We start from the raw sequence: 16,124 nt of genomic DNA, 5'->3' as shown, positions 1-16,124 counted from the left end.
AGCGCTAGAAGCAGATTATTTCTTCGCGTTTTTGCATCAGGCTCCCACTGCATTTACTTAACCTCTGGCGGCGTATCGAAACTATGGAAGGGCGGTGGCGAGCTCAGCGTCCACTCTAAACCCGGGGTGCCTGCCTGCGCGCCCTCCCAGGGCATATCGCCTGCCGGCTCCCCGCCACGAACCGTTTTTATAATAATGTAAAGAAACAGCAGATGAGAAAGACCAAAAATAAAGGCACCGATACTGGAGACCATATTGAAGTCGGCAAACTGGTGGCTATAGTCGATAATTCTTCTTGGCATACCCGCCAAACCTGAAAAGTGCTGGGGGAAAAACGTCAGGTTAAAGCCGATGGTGGTCCACCAAAAAAACAGCTTGCCCAGCTTTTCGTCGTACATATGGCCAGTCCATTTGGGTAGCCAGTAAAAAACACCCGCATAGAGCCCAAACAGCGCTCCCGGTATTAACGCATAATGGAAGTGGGCCACGACAAAATAGGTGTCGTGGTATTGCATATCGGCAGGGACAACCGCCAACATAATGCCGGTTACTCCGGCAAAGGAAAACATGACGATTATCGCAATAGCGAATAGCATTGGCGTTTCAAATGTGAGCGATCCTCGCCACATGGTAAATATGAAATTGAACAGCATCAGTCCCACGGGTATGGAGATCAGGATGGTACCGATCATAAAGTAAGTAGTGACCGCTAATGACATTCCGATGGTGTACTGGTGGTGTGCCCAAACAACCATGCCCAACAGCGTAAGGATAATCATAAAGATCACCAGAGGCTTATAACCAAACAACGGCTTACGCGAAAAGGTCGGCACGATCATTCCTAACACCCCAATAGAGGGCAGCAACAAAACGTACACTTCCGGATGACCGAAGAACCAGAACAGGTGCTGAAACAGTACCGGATCTCCCCCTCCTGCCGCATCAAAAAAACTGGTGCCGAAATGACGATCAAACAGCAGCATGGTAACGCCACCGGCCAGCACCGGCATGACCAGAACGAGCAGGAAAGCGGTTAATAACCAGGCCCATACGAAGATTGGCATTTTCATCAAGGTCATGCCGGGCGCGCGCATATTGAGGATGGTGGTGATGATATTTATGGATGCGAGTATCGATGAAATACCCAATATGTGCAGGGTGAAAATTGCCAAATCCATCGACATCCCCGCCTGTATCGACAGCGGCGGATAGAGCGTCCACCCCGTATTGACGGGGCCGCCGGTACCAAAATAGGGTGCCAGCATCGACATCATCAACATCAGGGCTCCGGCGGGAAGCAGCCAAAAACTCAGGTTATTGAGACGCGGCAAGGCCATATCCGGCGCACCAATTTGCAATGGAATCATCCAGTTTGCCATGCCCGCAGCAGCGGGCATGACTAATCCGAATACCATAATCAAGGCATGGTTGGTGACCAGGTTATTGTAAAGGTCAGGATTTAGAATCTGCAGTCCGGGCATATAGAGCTCGGCTCGGATCAGCATCGCCATGCCGCCACCCAGAAACAGCATCACCAGGGAAAATATCAGGTACATGGTACCAATATCCTTGTGATTGGTGCTGAACAACCAACGTTGATAACCCGTAGGTACGTGGTGGTCGTGGCCGTCCTGATCCAGAGCTGCAGTTGTCATCTTCTCTATCCTCTAGCGTGCGGCTTTTACGTCGGCGGGCTGCACCCGATCACCCGTATTGTTATCCCAGGCGTTGCGTTCGTAGGTGATCAGGGCAGCGATCTCCAGATCATTCAGCTGCCCCCCCCAGGCCGCCATCGCTGTGCCGGGCTTGCCATTAATTACGATATTCAGGTGCTCCGCTACTGGGCCAGTAGCAACTGTGCTGCCTTTTAGCGCCGGGAATACACCGGGGAGTCCCGTGCCCGCAGCCTGGTGGCAAGCAGCGCAGCTTTGGTTATAGATGCTCTCCCCACGGGCCATCAGCTCGGCCATGCTCCACTGCTTGTCCGCGCTGGCTTCGGCCATTTGGGCAGCCTTTTGCTGCTTTTGTTCAGCGACCCATTGGGCGAACTCCTGCTCGCTAACCGCCTTTACCACAATCGGCATATACGCATGGCGCGTTCCACAAAGCTCAGCGCACTGGCCGTAGTAGGTCCCCTCTTTCTCGATGATGGTCCAGGTCTCATTGATATACCCCGGGATAGAATCTTTTTTTGGCGCAACGGCCGGCACCCACCAGTTGTGCAAAACATCACTGGCGGTATGCAAAAAACGGATGCGTTGGTGGGTAGGCAATACCACCGGATTATCAACCTCCCGCAGGTACCCCTCGCTCGAGAGGTCCTCGTTATTGAGGGTGCTGACGAAGCGAATGTCCTGATCCAGGTACTCGTACGTCCATTTCCACTGAGAACCAATGACCTTTAGGGTCAGGTCAGCCTCCTCGAAGGTCTCAACATTGTTGAGGGTTTTGGTGCCAGGGCCGGCAATACTCAGGTCGATACCCAGCACCACCACCGGCACTAGTATCCAGCCCCAAGTGCCAAACCGGCTGTCGTTAAAATCCTGATCCGCTTCATAGCCTTTCGATTTCCTGAAACGGAAAATGGTAACGCCCACCAGTACGATCACCACGACCATAATGATGGTAGCCACCGTGGTGGTAAGCATGTGCAGGTCAAAGATCTCGGCGGTAAGTGGGGAGACCGGCTCCGGAAGATTCATCTTCAACTCGGCCGATGCGGTAGTCGCCATCATCCCCAGGCCTGCAATTGCAGAACGCCAGCGCCAAAGTGCCAGGTTGGGCATTGTCATCTCACCTTTTCCCCTCTGCAAAAAGCGCTTAGGAAAACCTAATGCCCCGTGCAGGCGTTTGAGATATTAGTCATTATTGTTGTTGTTCATGGCCTTGGGCTCCGTGCCAAAACCGGTCGGCACCCCAATTAATTGAGAACCATTACGCTCAAAACAGTATAGGTACAGGATTTCTCGCAATGCAAAGAAATGGGGGATTTTTGCGCCGCAAAGGGGATATGGGGTGTAGAAACAACCCTAAGACCTTGCTTATTGTAAGCCTATTAGGGCTGTTCCCCCGCTATTAATTTAATTATGCGCCGTAAAGGTCTCCCCCTCAGGCCCCACCCATGACCCTCGTCAACGAAATAGCGGAATCGTCTAAACGATCGCTCTTGCGATATTTTCGTTTCGGCTACACTCAAATCTACGGCGACCAGTAACAACGAATTACTGGCCGATTTGGTTTGGTGCTCGTAGTCACCGTGAGAGCAATGTATCAGTGCGCGCGGCCTGTTACAGCTAACGGTTACGGCGCCCAGTTAATATTCGCACCGCAGCAGCGCGGGCCTTCGGGGGTTTTCGTCGGCGATCGTTGTTGCTTGTTTAACGGTAAACCCTGACCTTCACCTGTTTACCGTGGGGAATCTGTATGAGTGTTAGCGCAATACGAAAGTTGATTAAGGATGCATTACAAAAGGAACAAGAAACAGAACACCTGAAAGCCCACCTGGCCTCGCTCAAAAATGGGCTTCATCCGCTGCTCGGTCTCGACCAGGGCAAAGCCAACGATAAGTTACTGGAGTTCTCTACCCGCTACATCAATTATGTCCCTCAATTTATCGAGGTAGTGGAGGAGGGTGCCCAGCGAACAGGAACCGGGGCGTTAGTCACCCCGTATGTCACCATCGCCAAAGAGTACTTTCTCACGCCGGTACCCGCGATTAGCGGCCACGAAGGCCTTATTGGGCTGTTTGATGAGGCGTATCTTTGTCATCGGCTGCTTGAGGAGGTGAACGATATTTTCTGGAGCAACGGAGGCTTCCCGCTGCTCCCCCTCGACACCAGCCAGGCCAATGTCATCGCTCACGCGATTGTCGGAGAGCCCTTTGCTAATGAGCTCGATAGCCTGGTAGCCGAAGCCGTCTCCGGGCTCTCCCTCGGTTTTCAGAAGATGGGTAAGGATGGCTTTGGATCATCGCTCAAGGAACGAGCCCAGCATTGGGAGAGTGGCGACCAGCAGTGGCCGTGCCTGGCAGGAGAGATGGGGTTGGATTTCAAACTCCGCCAGCGCTACCTGAAAGCAATCTAATCCTGCTCTTTAGCTGACAGCGGATTGGGTACCAGGCGGAGCGGCTGCAACTCTGCATCCGCCTCCTGCTTGGGAATCACCCGTGTAGGCATCTCACTCACCTCCACATTATCCTGAGCATCGCTAAACCCGCAGGCAACGCACTCCCTGCGGTCCGAGAAGCCCTCTTGCATAATAACGACCAATCGGTCTATTTCGTTGCAGGAGGGGCATCTGGCGCCGGCAATAAAACGCTTTTTAACGGTCACCCTGATTACTCCACAATTCCGCTATGGCGCAGTAACGCCTCGATACTTGGCTCTCTTCCTCTAAAGCGCTTAAACAGCTCCATAGGTTCCTCGGAGCCACCTCGGTGCAATATTTCTTGCAGGAATGATTGGCCGGTTTCAGCGTTAAAGATCCCCTCATCCTCGAACCGTGAAAACGCATCGGCCGATAACACCTCCGCCCACTTATAGCTGTAATATCCCGCCGCGTAACCGCCAGCGAAAATATGGCTAAAGCTGTGCTGGAACCGATTGAATTGAGGGGGTGAAAAGACCGCGACCTCGGCACGAACTTCGTCCAACAGTTGCTGCACATCCAGTCCGGAGTGATAGCGATGGTGAATCAGGAAGTCGAACAACGATAGTTCCAGCTGGCGCACCATCATCATGCCGGAGTGGAAGTTTCTCGCGGCCAATAACTTATCAAGCATCTCCGCCGGTAGCGCCTCTCCCGTTTCAAAGTGGGCCGATATCAGTGCGATCCCTTCGCTTTCCCAACACCAGTTTTCCATAAACTGGCTGGGCAACTCGACCGCATCCCAGGGAACGCCATTAATACCAGAAACCGGCGCGTACTCTACCCGGGTTAGCAGGTGGTGCAAGCCATGCCCAAACTCATGAAACAGCGTCGTCACCTCATCATGGGTTAATAGCGCAGGTTGATCCCCAACCGGACCGTTAAAGTTGCAAACCAGATACGCCACGGGGCGCTGCACCTCATTGCCGATGCGGCGGCGCACCCGGCACTCATCCATCCACGCCCCGCCGCGCTTGTTAGCGCGAGCGAAGAGGTCGAGGTAGAAGTGGCCGATGATGCCGCTGTCGTTACTGACCTCATAGAAACGCACATCGGGATGCCAGCTTGCCACCCCTTGCTGCTGGCAAATCCGAATGCCGTAGAGACGCGTTACAACCTCAAACATCCCCTCTATTACACGCTCCGCTGGAAAGTAGGGGCGCAGCTCCTCCTGGGAGATCGCGTAGGTATGTTGCTTTAGTTTCTCTCCGTAGTAGGGAATGTCCCACGCTTCCAACGCCTCCTGACCATAGTGTTGTTGGGCGAACGCGCGCAGCTCCTCCAGTTCATTCTCGGCCACGGGCTTACTGCGCACGGCAAGATCCCGCAAAAACCCGATGACCTGCTGGGGATCCTCTGCCATCTTGGTGGCCAGGGAAAGCTCCGCGTAGTTGTCAAATTCGAGTATCTCAGCCAGCTCATGACGCAGGGCCAAAATCTCGTCGATCAGCTCACTGTTATCCCACTGGCCCCCGTGAGGACCCTGATCCGAAGCCCGGGTCGCATAGGCCGTGTAGACCTCGCGACGCAACTCTCTGTTGTCGCAATAGGTCATGACGGGCAGATAGGAGGGAAACTCCAGATTGAGCAAGTAGCCACCATGTCCCTTAGCTTCTGCCGCTTGCGCCGCCGCCTGTAGGGAAGATTCAGGCATCCCGGCCAGATCCTCAACCCTGTCGACCCGTTTACTCCAGGCCTGGGTCGCATCCAGAACGTTCTCCGAGAACTTACTGGTTAATTCCGATAGCCGCTTTTTTAACTCCCCGTACCGCTGCTGCTTGGTGGGATCCAGTGCAATACCCGAAAGTCGAAAATCCCGCAGGGCGTTCGTTATCACTTTCTGCTGTGAAACACTGTATTCGGAGAAGGAGGCACTCTGCGAAAGGTCATTATAAACTTGGTAAAGATCTCTATTTTGCCCCATTTCGGTCGCATATTCGGACAACATCGGCAAACAGGCATTATAGGCTTCGCGTAACTCCGGCGAATTTACCACAGAGTTCATATGACTGACCGGCGACCAGGCCTGACCCAGGCGGTCATCGATATCTTCGAGCGGGGCTACAACGTTTTCCCAACTGGGCTCACCGTCACTCCCGAGCAGGGCCTTGATCGCACTGCGACTCTCCTCAAGAAGCTGGCGAAGGGCCGGCTCAGCATGAGCCGCTTCGATACGGTCGAACGGCGGCAGAAGGTGGGTTTGTAGCAAGGGGTTGCTCATGAACAATTCCTGATTAGGTAAAAGGGCACTGCGAATTAACCGCGGCTCACTATACAATGGGTTTTCCGGTAACCGTTTTCAATGGGCAGACACTGAATGAGTCATACAATTCGTCCCTTCCAGCAACACTGGCCCCAGCTCGGCGAGACTGTGTTTGTCGACCCCTCCGCCGTCGTCATTGGCGACGTGGTGCTGGGCGACGACTGTTCTGTATGGCCGATGGTGGTAATCCGCGGGGATATGCACCGTATTCGCATAGGCCAGCGTTGCAGCATCCAGGATGGCTCCATTTTGCACATTACCCATGCCGGCCCCTTTGATCCCGACGGGTTTCCACTCACCCTGGGGGACGATGTCACCGTTGGCCACCAGGCAACCCTGCACGGCTGCACGATCGGCAATGAGGTGCTCATCGGCATGGGCGCCATAGTGATGGACGGCGCGGTGATTGAGTCTCAGGTGGTTCTCGGCGCGGGAAGCCTGGTTCCACCGGGTAAGCGCCTGCAAAGCGGCTATCTCTACGTCGGGCGTCCCGCCCAGGCGATGCGAGCCCTAAACGAAAAGGAACGCTCCTATTTCCGTTACACCGCGGCTAACTATGTGAAGCTGAAAAACACCCATATCGCCCAGCAGGACCAGTCCCCTGGTGCGGGTACAGAGCCGCCAGAGCGGCTCTGATTATGAGTTTACTGGTCGGGCATCAACACCAAACGGGTATCGGTGCGGGCTAGCGCCTTTACCGATTTACCCTCATTACCAATGCCGCGCAGGGTGCGCACACCATCATCCACGACCGCCATCAGGCGTTGTAGATTTTCTGCCTCAACGTAGAAAATCGTATCCTGTGCTCCCAGCACCGTATGGGCACAGACGATTTCAGGGGTTCGAGACAGTAGTCGCTCACTAATATCCAGTGCGCTGGAGATATTGATGTCTGCAAATATCCAGGCAGCCGTCTTTTCCGGGTGCCCATGCTTCTCTGGTGACAGCGGCTGACCATGGCATTGCAGTGATAAACAGGTTTGTGTGTGTGAGATCGGGTTGAACTTGGCTTCGATCAGCGCCGAGGCCTTTTGCGTGATCACTTCACGCATCGCCTCTATGGTATCCGCTTCGCCGTAACAGATTAGGTCAGTGGGCCCAATCAGGCAGTGAACCAGTTTGATCTCGTCAATTTTCAGCAACTCTTCACGAATTTTATGGACGTCGTTGTCACCGGCATCAACCAGAATAAAAAAACCCAGTTTGGAATCCACAACCATGCTCCTGTTGTCTATGGCGAGAAATATTGAAAGGCGTTGGAGCCCACCGAACGGGCCCCTATGCTGACAGTCATGATAGCAGGAAGCCCATCGATTTTATTGTCTTTTGTCAGCCTTCGAACAGGGTTATCTGGCATCCAGCTGCGACCGCAACGATCGCAATACGGGCTCTGTAGCGGGGCGTACGCCACGCCAACAGTAGAAGGCCTCGGCCGCTTGCTCCACCAGCATTCCCAGGCCGTCAATGCAGCGGCGGGCGCCCAATGCGCTAGCCCAGCGATTAAAGGCGGTGGGGTCGGCCCCATACATCATGTCATAACAGATCGTTTTTTCCCCGATGCTAGTCTCGGGCAGCGGCGGTATCTCACCATGGAGGCTGGCCGACGTCGCGTTAACAACCAGATCAAACTCACCACTTAACTGATCGAAGGGTACGGCTTGTAGCGCGCCGCTGCCTGCGAACAGCACTACCAGCTCCTGCGCTCGGGCCAGGGTGCGGTTAGCAATCACAAGGGACGCCGGGTTCTCAGCCAGTAGCGGCTGGATAACGCCCCGGGCAGCTCCTCCCGCGCCCAATAACAAAATTCGACCGCCTTCCAGTCTCACCTTTTGATTCACCTTTAGGTCGGTCACCAAACCGCAACCATCCGTGTTATCGCCTACCAGAGCGCCATCCGCGTCCTGCCAGAGCGTATTGACGGCCCCTGCTCGCTGCGCTCGCTCGGTCAATCTACCTGCATAGTGCCAGGCCCGCTCTTTAAAGGGCACGGTAATATTGAGCCCCTGGCCGCCGACAAAAAATCGCTTTACCGCGTCTTCGAAATCCCCCTCGTCAACCTTCAGCGCCTGATACTCCATCGCCTGCCCAGTCTGCTCGGCAAAGTCGCGGTGAATCTGCGGGGATTTACTATGGGCAACGGGATTCCCCATTACCGCGTACCTGTCCATGGGGCTCATGATTGCCCCTGCAACCAGTTCCGGGGCTTGATATAGTCCGCCAGTTCAGCCTCCCGGCTCCCCGGTTCGGGTGCCCAGTTATAGTCCCAGCGAACCTGGGGCGGCATCGACATCAGGATTGACTCGGTACGTCCACCCGACTGCAAGCCAAACAGGGTGCCCCGATCAAACACCAGGTTAAATTCCACGTAACGGCCCCGGCGGTAGCACTGGAACGCTTTATTATCTTCTGTGAAATCGATTGCGCGCCGCCGTTCCACAATGGGGACGTAGGCTGGCAGGTAGGCGTTTCCAATCGCTTGCATCAGTTCGAAACTGTGGTCAAAACCCTGCTCGTTGTAATCATCAAAAAACACGCCTCCCACTCCGCGATGCTCATCGCGATGCCGCAGGTAAAAATAGTCATCACACTGGCGCTTGAAACGAGGGTAAATATCGTCCCCAAAAGGCTGGCAGGCCTCTTGGGCGGTACGGTGCCAATGCACACAATCCTCTTCGAAAGGGTAGTAAGGAGTGAGGTCAAATCCGCCGCCAAACCACCAAACGGGCTCCATTCCGGGTTTTTCGGCTATGAAAAACCGCACGTTCGCGTGCGAGGTGGGAACATAGGGGTTATGGGGATGCATCACCAAGGAAACCCCCATCGCCTGAAAGCTGGAGCCCGCCAACTCGGGTCGCTGGGCAGTAGCGGAAGGGGGGAGTTTGTCACCAAAGACATGGGAAAAATTAACCCCCCCTTTTTCGAACAGGGATCCACCGGCAATCACCCGGCTGCGGCCACCTCCGCCTCCTTCGCGGAGCCAGCTGTCCTCAACAAAGCGGGCATCGGGTTCCAGTGCTTGAAGCTGGTCGCATATTCGATCCTGTAACGCCATCAGGAACTGCTGCACCTGCTTGCTGTGGTCGACTCCGCTCACCTTAGTCTCCTTGATTTTCCTATCAGGCGGGACGAAGCTCCCGACCACTGTTTAAATCACAAATTCTCGAAGGGCCTCGCTGCCCACCCAACTCACCAGCAACCACCGCACCCAGCTGGCTGGAAAACTGACGACGGATTTGCCAGCTATGGGCCAGGGGCGGCTGTCCAGCCCGGTTCGCGGAGGTCGAAACCAGGGGGCCACCAAAGGCATCACAGAGTGCCGCCACTACCGGGTGAGCGCTCACCCGAACAGCGACACCGGTGTGCTCGCCTTTCACCCATGGCGGCACCCAATCATCAACATCTTCTATCACCCAGGTGGTGGGGCCTGGCCAACTTAGCTTGAGGCGCTGCCGCTGCTGCGGAGACAGGGTCCTTAACAGGGGGGCTAGCTGGGAGCAGGACGAAGCGACCAGTATCAACCCCTTCTGCCAGGGTCTCTGCTTCAGGGTCAACACTCGTTCAACCGCTTCAGGGTTCCAGGGATCACATCCGAACCCCCACACGCCTTCGGTAGGGTAAGCAATCACTTCGCCCGCAAGTAGCGCCTCTATAGCGGGCACCCAGCGCCACCTCATTTGTTAGGCGAGCTGCTGTTGGAGTGCTGCGTTCTTCGCCAACACCGCTTCCGCATTAGCCTTACGGTCTGCTCGCAGACGGTCTGCCAGTTCAGGGTCCTGCAACGCGATAACCTGGGCGGCGAGGTAGCCTGCGTTCTTCGCGCCGGCCTTCCCGATTGCGACAGTCGCTACCGGGATGCCACCGGGCATCTGGGCAGTCGATAGCAGAGCGTCCATACCGTTGAGTGGACCGGCATCAATCGGCACACCAATAACGGGCTTAATCGTCAGCGAAGCAACAACACCCGCAAGGTGTGCCGCCATGCCCGCACAAGCAATAAAGGCAGCGCAACCACGGCTGTCCGCACCCTTTACGTACTCATGGGTTGCATCAGGAGTTCGGTGCGCGGAATGGACGCGCACTTCAACGCCAACTTGCAGGCTCTTTAGTACATCGATAGCAGCCTGTACCTTGGGCAGATCCGAGTCGGATCCCATCAAAATAGCGACAAATGGTTTATTCATTGGACGGTCTCAATCAGGATGGTGGAAAGTGGGCGAAAACTAACCCACTCACCGCCTAGTTGCAAGCCGGATTCGCGCCCGCCCGTTGGTAGCCTCCCGGCACCCGCAGCACCCAGCCCCCCAACTCCATTCTCTGCAACATCACCATAATCTCGGTTACTGGTCTCTGGCAGCGCACAACCAATAGATCGAGGCAGCAGGGTTCTGTGTCCAACATGGCGAATAGGGATTCCTCCTCTGGCGTAAGGGGGTCAGTTCTTTGCAACGTAAGTCTATCCCCTTCCATAGAGTTCTCCCGCTCTGCCCCGGGCCCAGTGTGCAACAAGGGCTGCAAAAACTGCGGGGCCAACCCTCGCACAATCTCTGCGCTGCTTTCTACCAACATCGCTCCTTCCCGTATCAGTCGATGGCAACCGGCACTCTTTCCCTGGCGTATCGTTCCAGGCACAGCGAACACCTCTCGCCCCTGCTCCAGCGCCAGTTGCGCCGTGACTAAAGTGCCGCTTTTCTCCGCCGCCTCGACCACCAACACTCCCATACTCAGGCCGCTTATGATGCGATTTCTACGGGGGAAATGGCCGGGGCGCGGTGCCACCCCAAGGCCAAACTCGGAAACCAGCGCGCCACCAGTTTCAACCAACTCCCTTGCCAACTCCCGATTTTGGGCAGGATAGCAGCGGTCGATACCGGTACCCAGTACCGCTAGCGTGGGCGCCATTCCACGTAACGCCCCCCGGTGGGCTGATGTATCGATTCCTCGCGCCAGGCCACTGGTGACGGTAAGGCCACTGTGTGACAACTGATACCCAAATTCGAACGCGATATCGGCACCCTGATGAGAACAGTGGCGCGACCCAACAACCGCGACCTGTGGGCTCTTTAATAGCTCCGGGTTCCCCTCAATGTAAAGCAGGGGAGGCGGGTCGGGAATTTCTGCCAGTAGCGGCGGATAGGCGCTGTCTTCGACGCACAACAGGTGGCAATCCGGCTGCTGGCCCCACTGCCCGATTCGCTCAAGTTGCTCGCTGGCGTAATTCCAGAACTCACCTCGGCCACGGTGCCACTGTCCCAGCGCAGTGCGGGTTGCTACAGGCATACCTGGCACAGCGTTGATAATCGCCGGATCTAACAGCGCATCGGGGTGCTCCAACTGATGCAGCAGCTGGCCACTACGGATAGGCCCCAAAGCGGGCAGTAGGTGGAGTAAAATCCAGGGTCGTAAGCGCTTCCAGCGCAGTGGGGAGCTATCCATCGATCGTCCTTGATCGTTGACGGAGAATTAAAAAAGGCTGCCGAAGCAGCCTTTTTCAGTATAGCGAAGATCAGGGGTTTTCCAATTTGTCACCCACCAGCAGTGGCTCGGTGGTTTCGAGGATAATGGCAAAACTTACCTTCTCGAATGTGCGATAAACCATTAACAGACCCACACGATGAGCCGGCATCGTCACCTGCTCTTTGCGCTTCTCATCGAGCACCTGCAGATTACGATTAATCGCCAGAATATTTCCTGGAGCAATACCATCACGCTCACCACGGTTGATCAACACATTATCAAATTGACCCAGTTGGGTGATGCCTCCGGAGACGCCCAGGATCTCTCCCTCTACCCGACGCTCGGGCGCACTGGGGAAAAAGGTAGAGTCAATACGACGCTCTTCACTCTCCAGCAGTCGATCACCGGAGCGAATCTCTTTTTCACTACGGGTAACCTGTAGGGTAGCGACATCAGCCTGAATCTGCTTCACATCCGCAGCACCAAGATCAATCGCCATCACGCCCAGCATCTCACGGGTGGTGGGATCCACAATGACGTCGCCCTGACGATAGACACCGTAGGCGGGGGCATTACTATCGAAATTACCCCGCGCGTAAATCTGGTCTCCCAATCCGCTCACCACCTTATCCTGTGAGGCAGCGACGATATAGGGTGCCCGCTCCAAATCCTCGAGGGAGGTAACGACCCGGCTACGCTTTAGAAGACTGTTAATCTTGTCGAGAGGAATAGCCGGAATCACCGAATCAATCGGGGTCGCGCGCACTTTAGGGCCTAGCTTGATGGTGCGACTCGCCTCACCACGGGTGGAAACGGTAAGACGTGGCCGCCCATCGATGTAGATCAAACTGATCACATCGCCCGGATAAATAAGATGGGGGTTGGCGATCTGGGGGTTGGCGTGCCAGATCTCTGGCCACAACCAGGGAGTATCCAGGAAGGTATTGGAGATATCCCATAAAGTATCGCCCTTCACTACAGTGTAGGTGTCCGGGTGTCCGTCTTTCATTGGACTCTCGGCGGCGATCGCAGACCAGCTCATCAGGCAGAGCAGGGCAGCCCCCAGCAGCGATTTCCTCATGGTATACCTTCCCTATATGGTGTCTTGCGCACACGCAATAATCTTTTATTCAGTAGCCGACTATAGCCCAATCGACCTGTTTTTGCAGTTGATGGGTCGCGACTCAAGTCACATACCCAAACATTAATCCCATATTGTTCATAATCTTAGCAGCACATCTTACATTATTACTACAACAAACTGGTGTTTTTGTGTGCAAAGGGTTTGTGCTCGCCTTTGCAATTGTCAAGCCGCCAGCATGGGCATAAAATTGTACGCTTGTCCTTCATTCACATGGGGTTGGCTTTATTGCTGTCAATTCCATCCCAACAAAATTGACCTGACGACCCTATGGCACTACTCGATATTCTTGAATACCCAGACCCACGCCTTCGTACCCGAGCCAAGCCGGTTGACGCCGTCGACCGTGATATTCAAAAGCTCGCCGACGATATGCTGGAAACAATGTACGACGCACCGGGTATCGGTCTTGCCGCGACTCAGGTAGATGTCCACCTGCGGGTGATCGTGGTCGATGTCAGTGAGGACAATAGCACCCCCCATATCCTCATCAACCCTGCCATTTCCCCTATTGGGGATGAGTTTGAGGAGAGCCAGGAGGGGTGTTTGTCCGTACCGGGCTATTATGAGTCAGTGCAACGGCCGGAGCGCATACGAGTTGAGGCGTTGGACAGAGATGGACAACCCTTTACACTCGAGTGCGACGGCCTGATGGCGGTCTGCATTCAACACGAAGTTGATCACCTCAACGGAAAGCTGTTTGTGGATTACCTATCCCCCCTCAAACGCAACCGCATCCGCAAAAAGCTGGAAAAATCCCAGCGCTCCGCCACCCGCTAAGGCTAGCTATTACCGATGAGCGTATCCCCCCTTCGTATTTTGTTCGCCGGCACCCCGGATTTTGCCGCCCATCACCTACAGGTACTCATCGACAGTCCCCATGAGGTGGTCGGTGTTTATACCCAGCCAGACCGGCCCGCCGGGCGAGGGCGTAAGCTCACACCCAGCCCCGTCAAGGCCCTCGCGCTTCAGCATCAGATCCCGGTGGAGCAACCTCTCAGTTTGAAGGAGGAGGAATCACAAACCACCCTCGCTCACTTTCAGGCGGACCTTATGGTTGTCGTGGCCTATGGATTGATCCTGCCTCAGGCGGTTCTTGATACACCCGGCTACGGATGCATCAACGTCCATGCATCGCTGCTTCCTCGCTGGCGTGGTGCCGCTCCCATCCAGCGAGCCATCGCTGCCGGTGATAGCCACAGCGGCGTTACCATTATGCAGATGGACGCCGGCCTCGATACCGGCGATATGCTGGTCAGGGTAGAGTGCCCCATTCTCCCAACCGACAACTCCAGCGATCTGCACGACCGCTTGCAGGATATCGGGGGGCCGGCGCTGATTGAGGCCATCGCGGAGATTTCCGCCGGCAGCTCCCGCCCCCAGGCCCAGGACAACCAACTGGCGAACTATGCTCATAAGTTAGCCAAAGCCGAAGCCCAGCTTAACTTCTCCCTCTCCGCCGACATCCTTGCACGACAGGTGCGAGCCTTTAACCCCTGGCCCGTCAGCTACGCCCCGCTTGGGGGGGAGTCTGTGCGGATCTGGGAAGCCGAAGCCGTTCACATACCCACATCGGAGCAACCCGGTACGATCATTGTTAGTGGCGCCGAAGGTATAGAGGTTGCGTGCGGCGAGGGTGTCTTGCGCCTGAAAACCCTCCAGTTTCCTGGTGCCAAGGCACTGAGCGTCAGGGATCAACTTAACAGTCGCGCCGAGCAGTTGGGCGTTCATCGGAGCTTCGGCTAACCCATGACACAACCCGTCCGCGCCGCAGCCGCACTCGCCCTGCAACAGGTCTTCACCCAGGGGCGCTCCCTCGGTCAGGCCCTCCCCGAGGCCGCCGAAACGGTAGAAGACTCCCAGGAGGCGCTACTCAGTGAGCTTTGCTACGGCACCTGCCGTTGGTACTTTACCCTGCGATCAATCCTATCGATCCTGCTCGACAATCCGTTGCGAGAGAAAGAGACCGATATCGAAGCCCTGCTAATGGTCGGACTCTACCAATTACGCTCCCTCAACATTCCTCCCCACGCGGTGTTAAGCGAAACCGTTGCGGTTTGCGCACTGCTGGATAAGCCCTGGGCCACAAAACTGGTCAATGCCGTGCTGCGACGCTACCAGCGTGAGTCTGCCATTATCGAGGAGCAGTTAAGCTCCAGCGATGTACCCTCCACCTCTCACCCAAAGTGGATGATCAAGCAGTGGCAGCGCGACTGGCCAGACCAGTGGCGAGAGATCACCCACGCCAATAATCAACGCCCCCCGATGACCCTGCGAGTCAACCGACAACAGGGCGATCGAGCGCACTACCTGGCCCAGTGCGAGGCAGAGGGGATTGGCGCACGACCCGGCGGCTATAGCGCTGCCGCCATCACTCTGGAGAGTCCCTGCGACGCCACCCGGCTTCCCGGCTTCTCTGATGGTGCAGTAAGCGTGCAGGATGAAGCGGCACAGCTGTCTGCGTTTTTACTGCAGTTAGCGCCCGGACAGCACGTACTCGATGCCTGCGCCGCTCCCGGAGGCAAAAGTTGCCACCTGCTGGAAGAGGAACCCGGGCTTACGCTGACCTGTCTTGAGGTGGACAGGGCTCGAGCCCAGAGAATCACCCAGAACCTTGAACGACTGCAGCTCAATGGGCGGCTGGTGATTGCTGATGCTACCCAGCCAGACCAATGGTGGGACGGGATTGCCTATGACCGCATCTTGCTCGACGCTCCCTGCAGCGGCACCGGCGTTATTCGACGGCACCCTGATATCAAGGTGCTGCGACGCCGGGAAGATATCCAACAGCTGGTGGCGTTGCAACAACAGATCTTGAGCGCTCTGTGGCCACTGCTCCAACCCGGCGGGCTAATGCTTTACGCGACCTGTTCTACCATCAAAGCCGAAAACAGCGATCAGGTGGCTCGTTTTCTGGTGTGCCAGCCAGACGCCGAAGAGATTACCATCGACGCGAGCTGGGGAGTTCCATGTCAAAGCGGCCGCCAACTCTTTCCCCAAACCGGCGCCCATGATGGCTTCTATTACGCGCTGCTACGTAAAAGGGAACCTGCGAGTTAGCGATTGCTTACTCTCCTTGCATCCCCGAAATCTATTGTTATGCTTTCGACATCGGGTCTA

At 55.8% G+C, this 16,124-nt stretch carries 16 protein-coding genes; 5 read left to right on the top strand and 11 right to left on the bottom strand.

What is annotated here, in order from left to right:
• Positions 1 to 53: 53 nt before the first annotated feature.
• Positions 54 to 1,655, bottom strand: a complete 1,602-nt coding sequence (locus ACP3PW_RS04895) for a cytochrome c oxidase subunit I (RefSeq protein WP_426415550.1) — start codon at positions 1,653 to 1,655, stop codon at positions 54 to 56.
• A gap of 12 nt (positions 1,656 to 1,667) precedes the next feature.
• A complete protein-coding gene (gene coxB, locus ACP3PW_RS04890; protein WP_426415549.1) occupies positions 1,668 to 2,792 on the bottom strand; it encodes a cytochrome c oxidase subunit II in 1,125 nt (374 codons plus the stop codon).
• 631 nt (positions 2,793 to 3,423) lie between these two features.
• On the opposite strand from coxB, the gene ACP3PW_RS04885 reads away from it, so the two are divergent.
• Complete coding sequence (locus ACP3PW_RS04885) at positions 3,424 to 4,083, top strand: hypothetical protein (protein WP_426415548.1); 660 nt, start codon at positions 3,424 to 3,426, stop codon at positions 4,081 to 4,083.
• Here the strand turns inward: ACP3PW_RS04885 and ACP3PW_RS04880 are convergent.
• On the bottom strand, positions 4,080 to 4,331 hold the full coding sequence (locus ACP3PW_RS04880; protein WP_426415547.1) for a YheV family putative zinc ribbon protein: 252 nt from the start codon (positions 4,329 to 4,331) through the stop codon (positions 4,080 to 4,082). The two genes, ACP3PW_RS04885 and ACP3PW_RS04880, sit on opposite strands and share 4 nt — an antisense overlap.
• A 5-nt stretch (positions 4,332 to 4,336) precedes the next feature.
• Entirely contained in the window at positions 4,337 to 6,367 is a 2,031-nt protein-coding gene (gene prlC / locus ACP3PW_RS04875) for an oligopeptidase A (protein ID WP_426415546.1), read from the bottom strand.
• 96 nt (positions 6,368 to 6,463) lie between these two features.
• Between prlC and ACP3PW_RS04870 the strand changes: the two genes are divergently transcribed.
• Complete coding sequence (locus ACP3PW_RS04870; protein ID WP_426415545.1) at positions 6,464 to 7,045, top strand: gamma carbonic anhydrase family protein; 582 nt, start codon at positions 6,464 to 6,466, stop codon at positions 7,043 to 7,045.
• An 8-nt stretch (positions 7,046 to 7,053) separates the two neighbouring features.
• On the opposite strand, the gene ACP3PW_RS04865 is transcribed toward ACP3PW_RS04870, so the two are convergent.
• The 7 genes from ACP3PW_RS04865 to ACP3PW_RS04835 form a co-directional block, all read right to left on the bottom strand.
• A complete protein-coding gene (locus ACP3PW_RS04865) occupies positions 7,054 to 7,623 on the bottom strand; it encodes a hypothetical protein (protein WP_426415544.1) in 570 nt (189 codons plus the stop codon).
• 132 nt (positions 7,624 to 7,755) lie between these two features.
• Positions 7,756 to 8,586, bottom strand: a complete 831-nt coding sequence (aroE, locus tag ACP3PW_RS04860) for a shikimate dehydrogenase (protein WP_426415543.1) — start codon at positions 8,584 to 8,586, stop codon at positions 7,756 to 7,758.
• Positions 8,583 to 9,503 carry an oxygen-dependent coproporphyrinogen oxidase gene (gene hemF / locus ACP3PW_RS04855; RefSeq protein ID WP_426415542.1) on the bottom strand — a complete coding sequence of 307 codons (921 nt, stop codon included), beginning with the start codon at positions 9,501 to 9,503 and terminating at the stop codon, positions 8,583 to 8,585. The genes aroE and hemF overlap by 4 nt, the downstream gene beginning before the upstream one ends.
• 22 nt (positions 9,504 to 9,525) lie before the next feature.
• Positions 9,526 to 10,068, bottom strand: coding sequence for an L-threonylcarbamoyladenylate synthase (locus tag ACP3PW_RS04850; RefSeq protein WP_426415541.1), 543 nt, complete (start codon positions 10,066 to 10,068; stop codon positions 9,526 to 9,528).
• A gap of 18 nt (positions 10,069 to 10,086) precedes the next feature.
• Entirely contained in the window at positions 10,087 to 10,590 is a 504-nt protein-coding gene (purE, locus tag ACP3PW_RS04845; RefSeq protein WP_426415540.1) for a 5-(carboxyamino)imidazole ribonucleotide mutase, read from the bottom strand.
• 55 nt (positions 10,591 to 10,645) lie between these two features.
• The gene (dprA, locus tag ACP3PW_RS04840; protein ID WP_426415539.1) at positions 10,646 to 11,842 is read right to left on the bottom strand and encodes a DNA-processing protein DprA; all 1,197 of its coding nucleotides are present in this window, start codon (positions 11,840 to 11,842) and stop codon (positions 10,646 to 10,648) included.
• Positions 11,843 to 11,912: 70 nt separating this feature from the next.
• Positions 11,913 to 12,944 (bottom strand): LysM peptidoglycan-binding domain-containing protein, encoded by a 1,032-nt coding sequence (locus ACP3PW_RS04835; protein ID WP_426415538.1) that lies wholly within the window; start codon positions 12,942 to 12,944, stop codon positions 11,913 to 11,915.
• A 330-nt stretch (positions 12,945 to 13,274) separates the two neighbouring features.
• Here ACP3PW_RS04835 and def point away from each other — a divergent pair, with 330 nt between their 5' ends.
• From def to rsmB, 3 genes are read left to right on the top strand one after another with little or no spacing between them, the layout of a single operon-like run.
• Positions 13,275 to 13,784, top strand: coding sequence for a peptide deformylase (gene def / locus ACP3PW_RS04830; RefSeq protein ID WP_426415537.1), 510 nt, complete (start codon positions 13,275 to 13,277; stop codon positions 13,782 to 13,784).
• A gap of 15 nt (positions 13,785 to 13,799) precedes the next feature.
• Positions 13,800 to 14,750, top strand: a complete 951-nt coding sequence (fmt, locus tag ACP3PW_RS04825) for a methionyl-tRNA formyltransferase (RefSeq protein ID WP_426415536.1) — start codon at positions 13,800 to 13,802, stop codon at positions 14,748 to 14,750.
• A 3-nt stretch (positions 14,751 to 14,753) separates the two neighbouring features.
• The gene (gene rsmB / locus ACP3PW_RS04820) at positions 14,754 to 16,064 is read left to right on the top strand and encodes a 16S rRNA (cytosine(967)-C(5))-methyltransferase RsmB (RefSeq protein WP_426415535.1); all 1,311 of its coding nucleotides are present in this window, start codon (positions 14,754 to 14,756) and stop codon (positions 16,062 to 16,064) included.
• The last annotated feature ends 60 nt before the right edge of the window (positions 16,065 to 16,124 follow it).

It is taken from the genome of Aestuariirhabdus sp. LZHN29, assembly GCF_049985285.1.
GTDB lineage: Bacteria > Pseudomonadota > Gammaproteobacteria > Pseudomonadales > Aestuariirhabdaceae > Aestuariirhabdus.
This window is presented reverse-complemented; position numbering and strand designations above follow the sequence as displayed.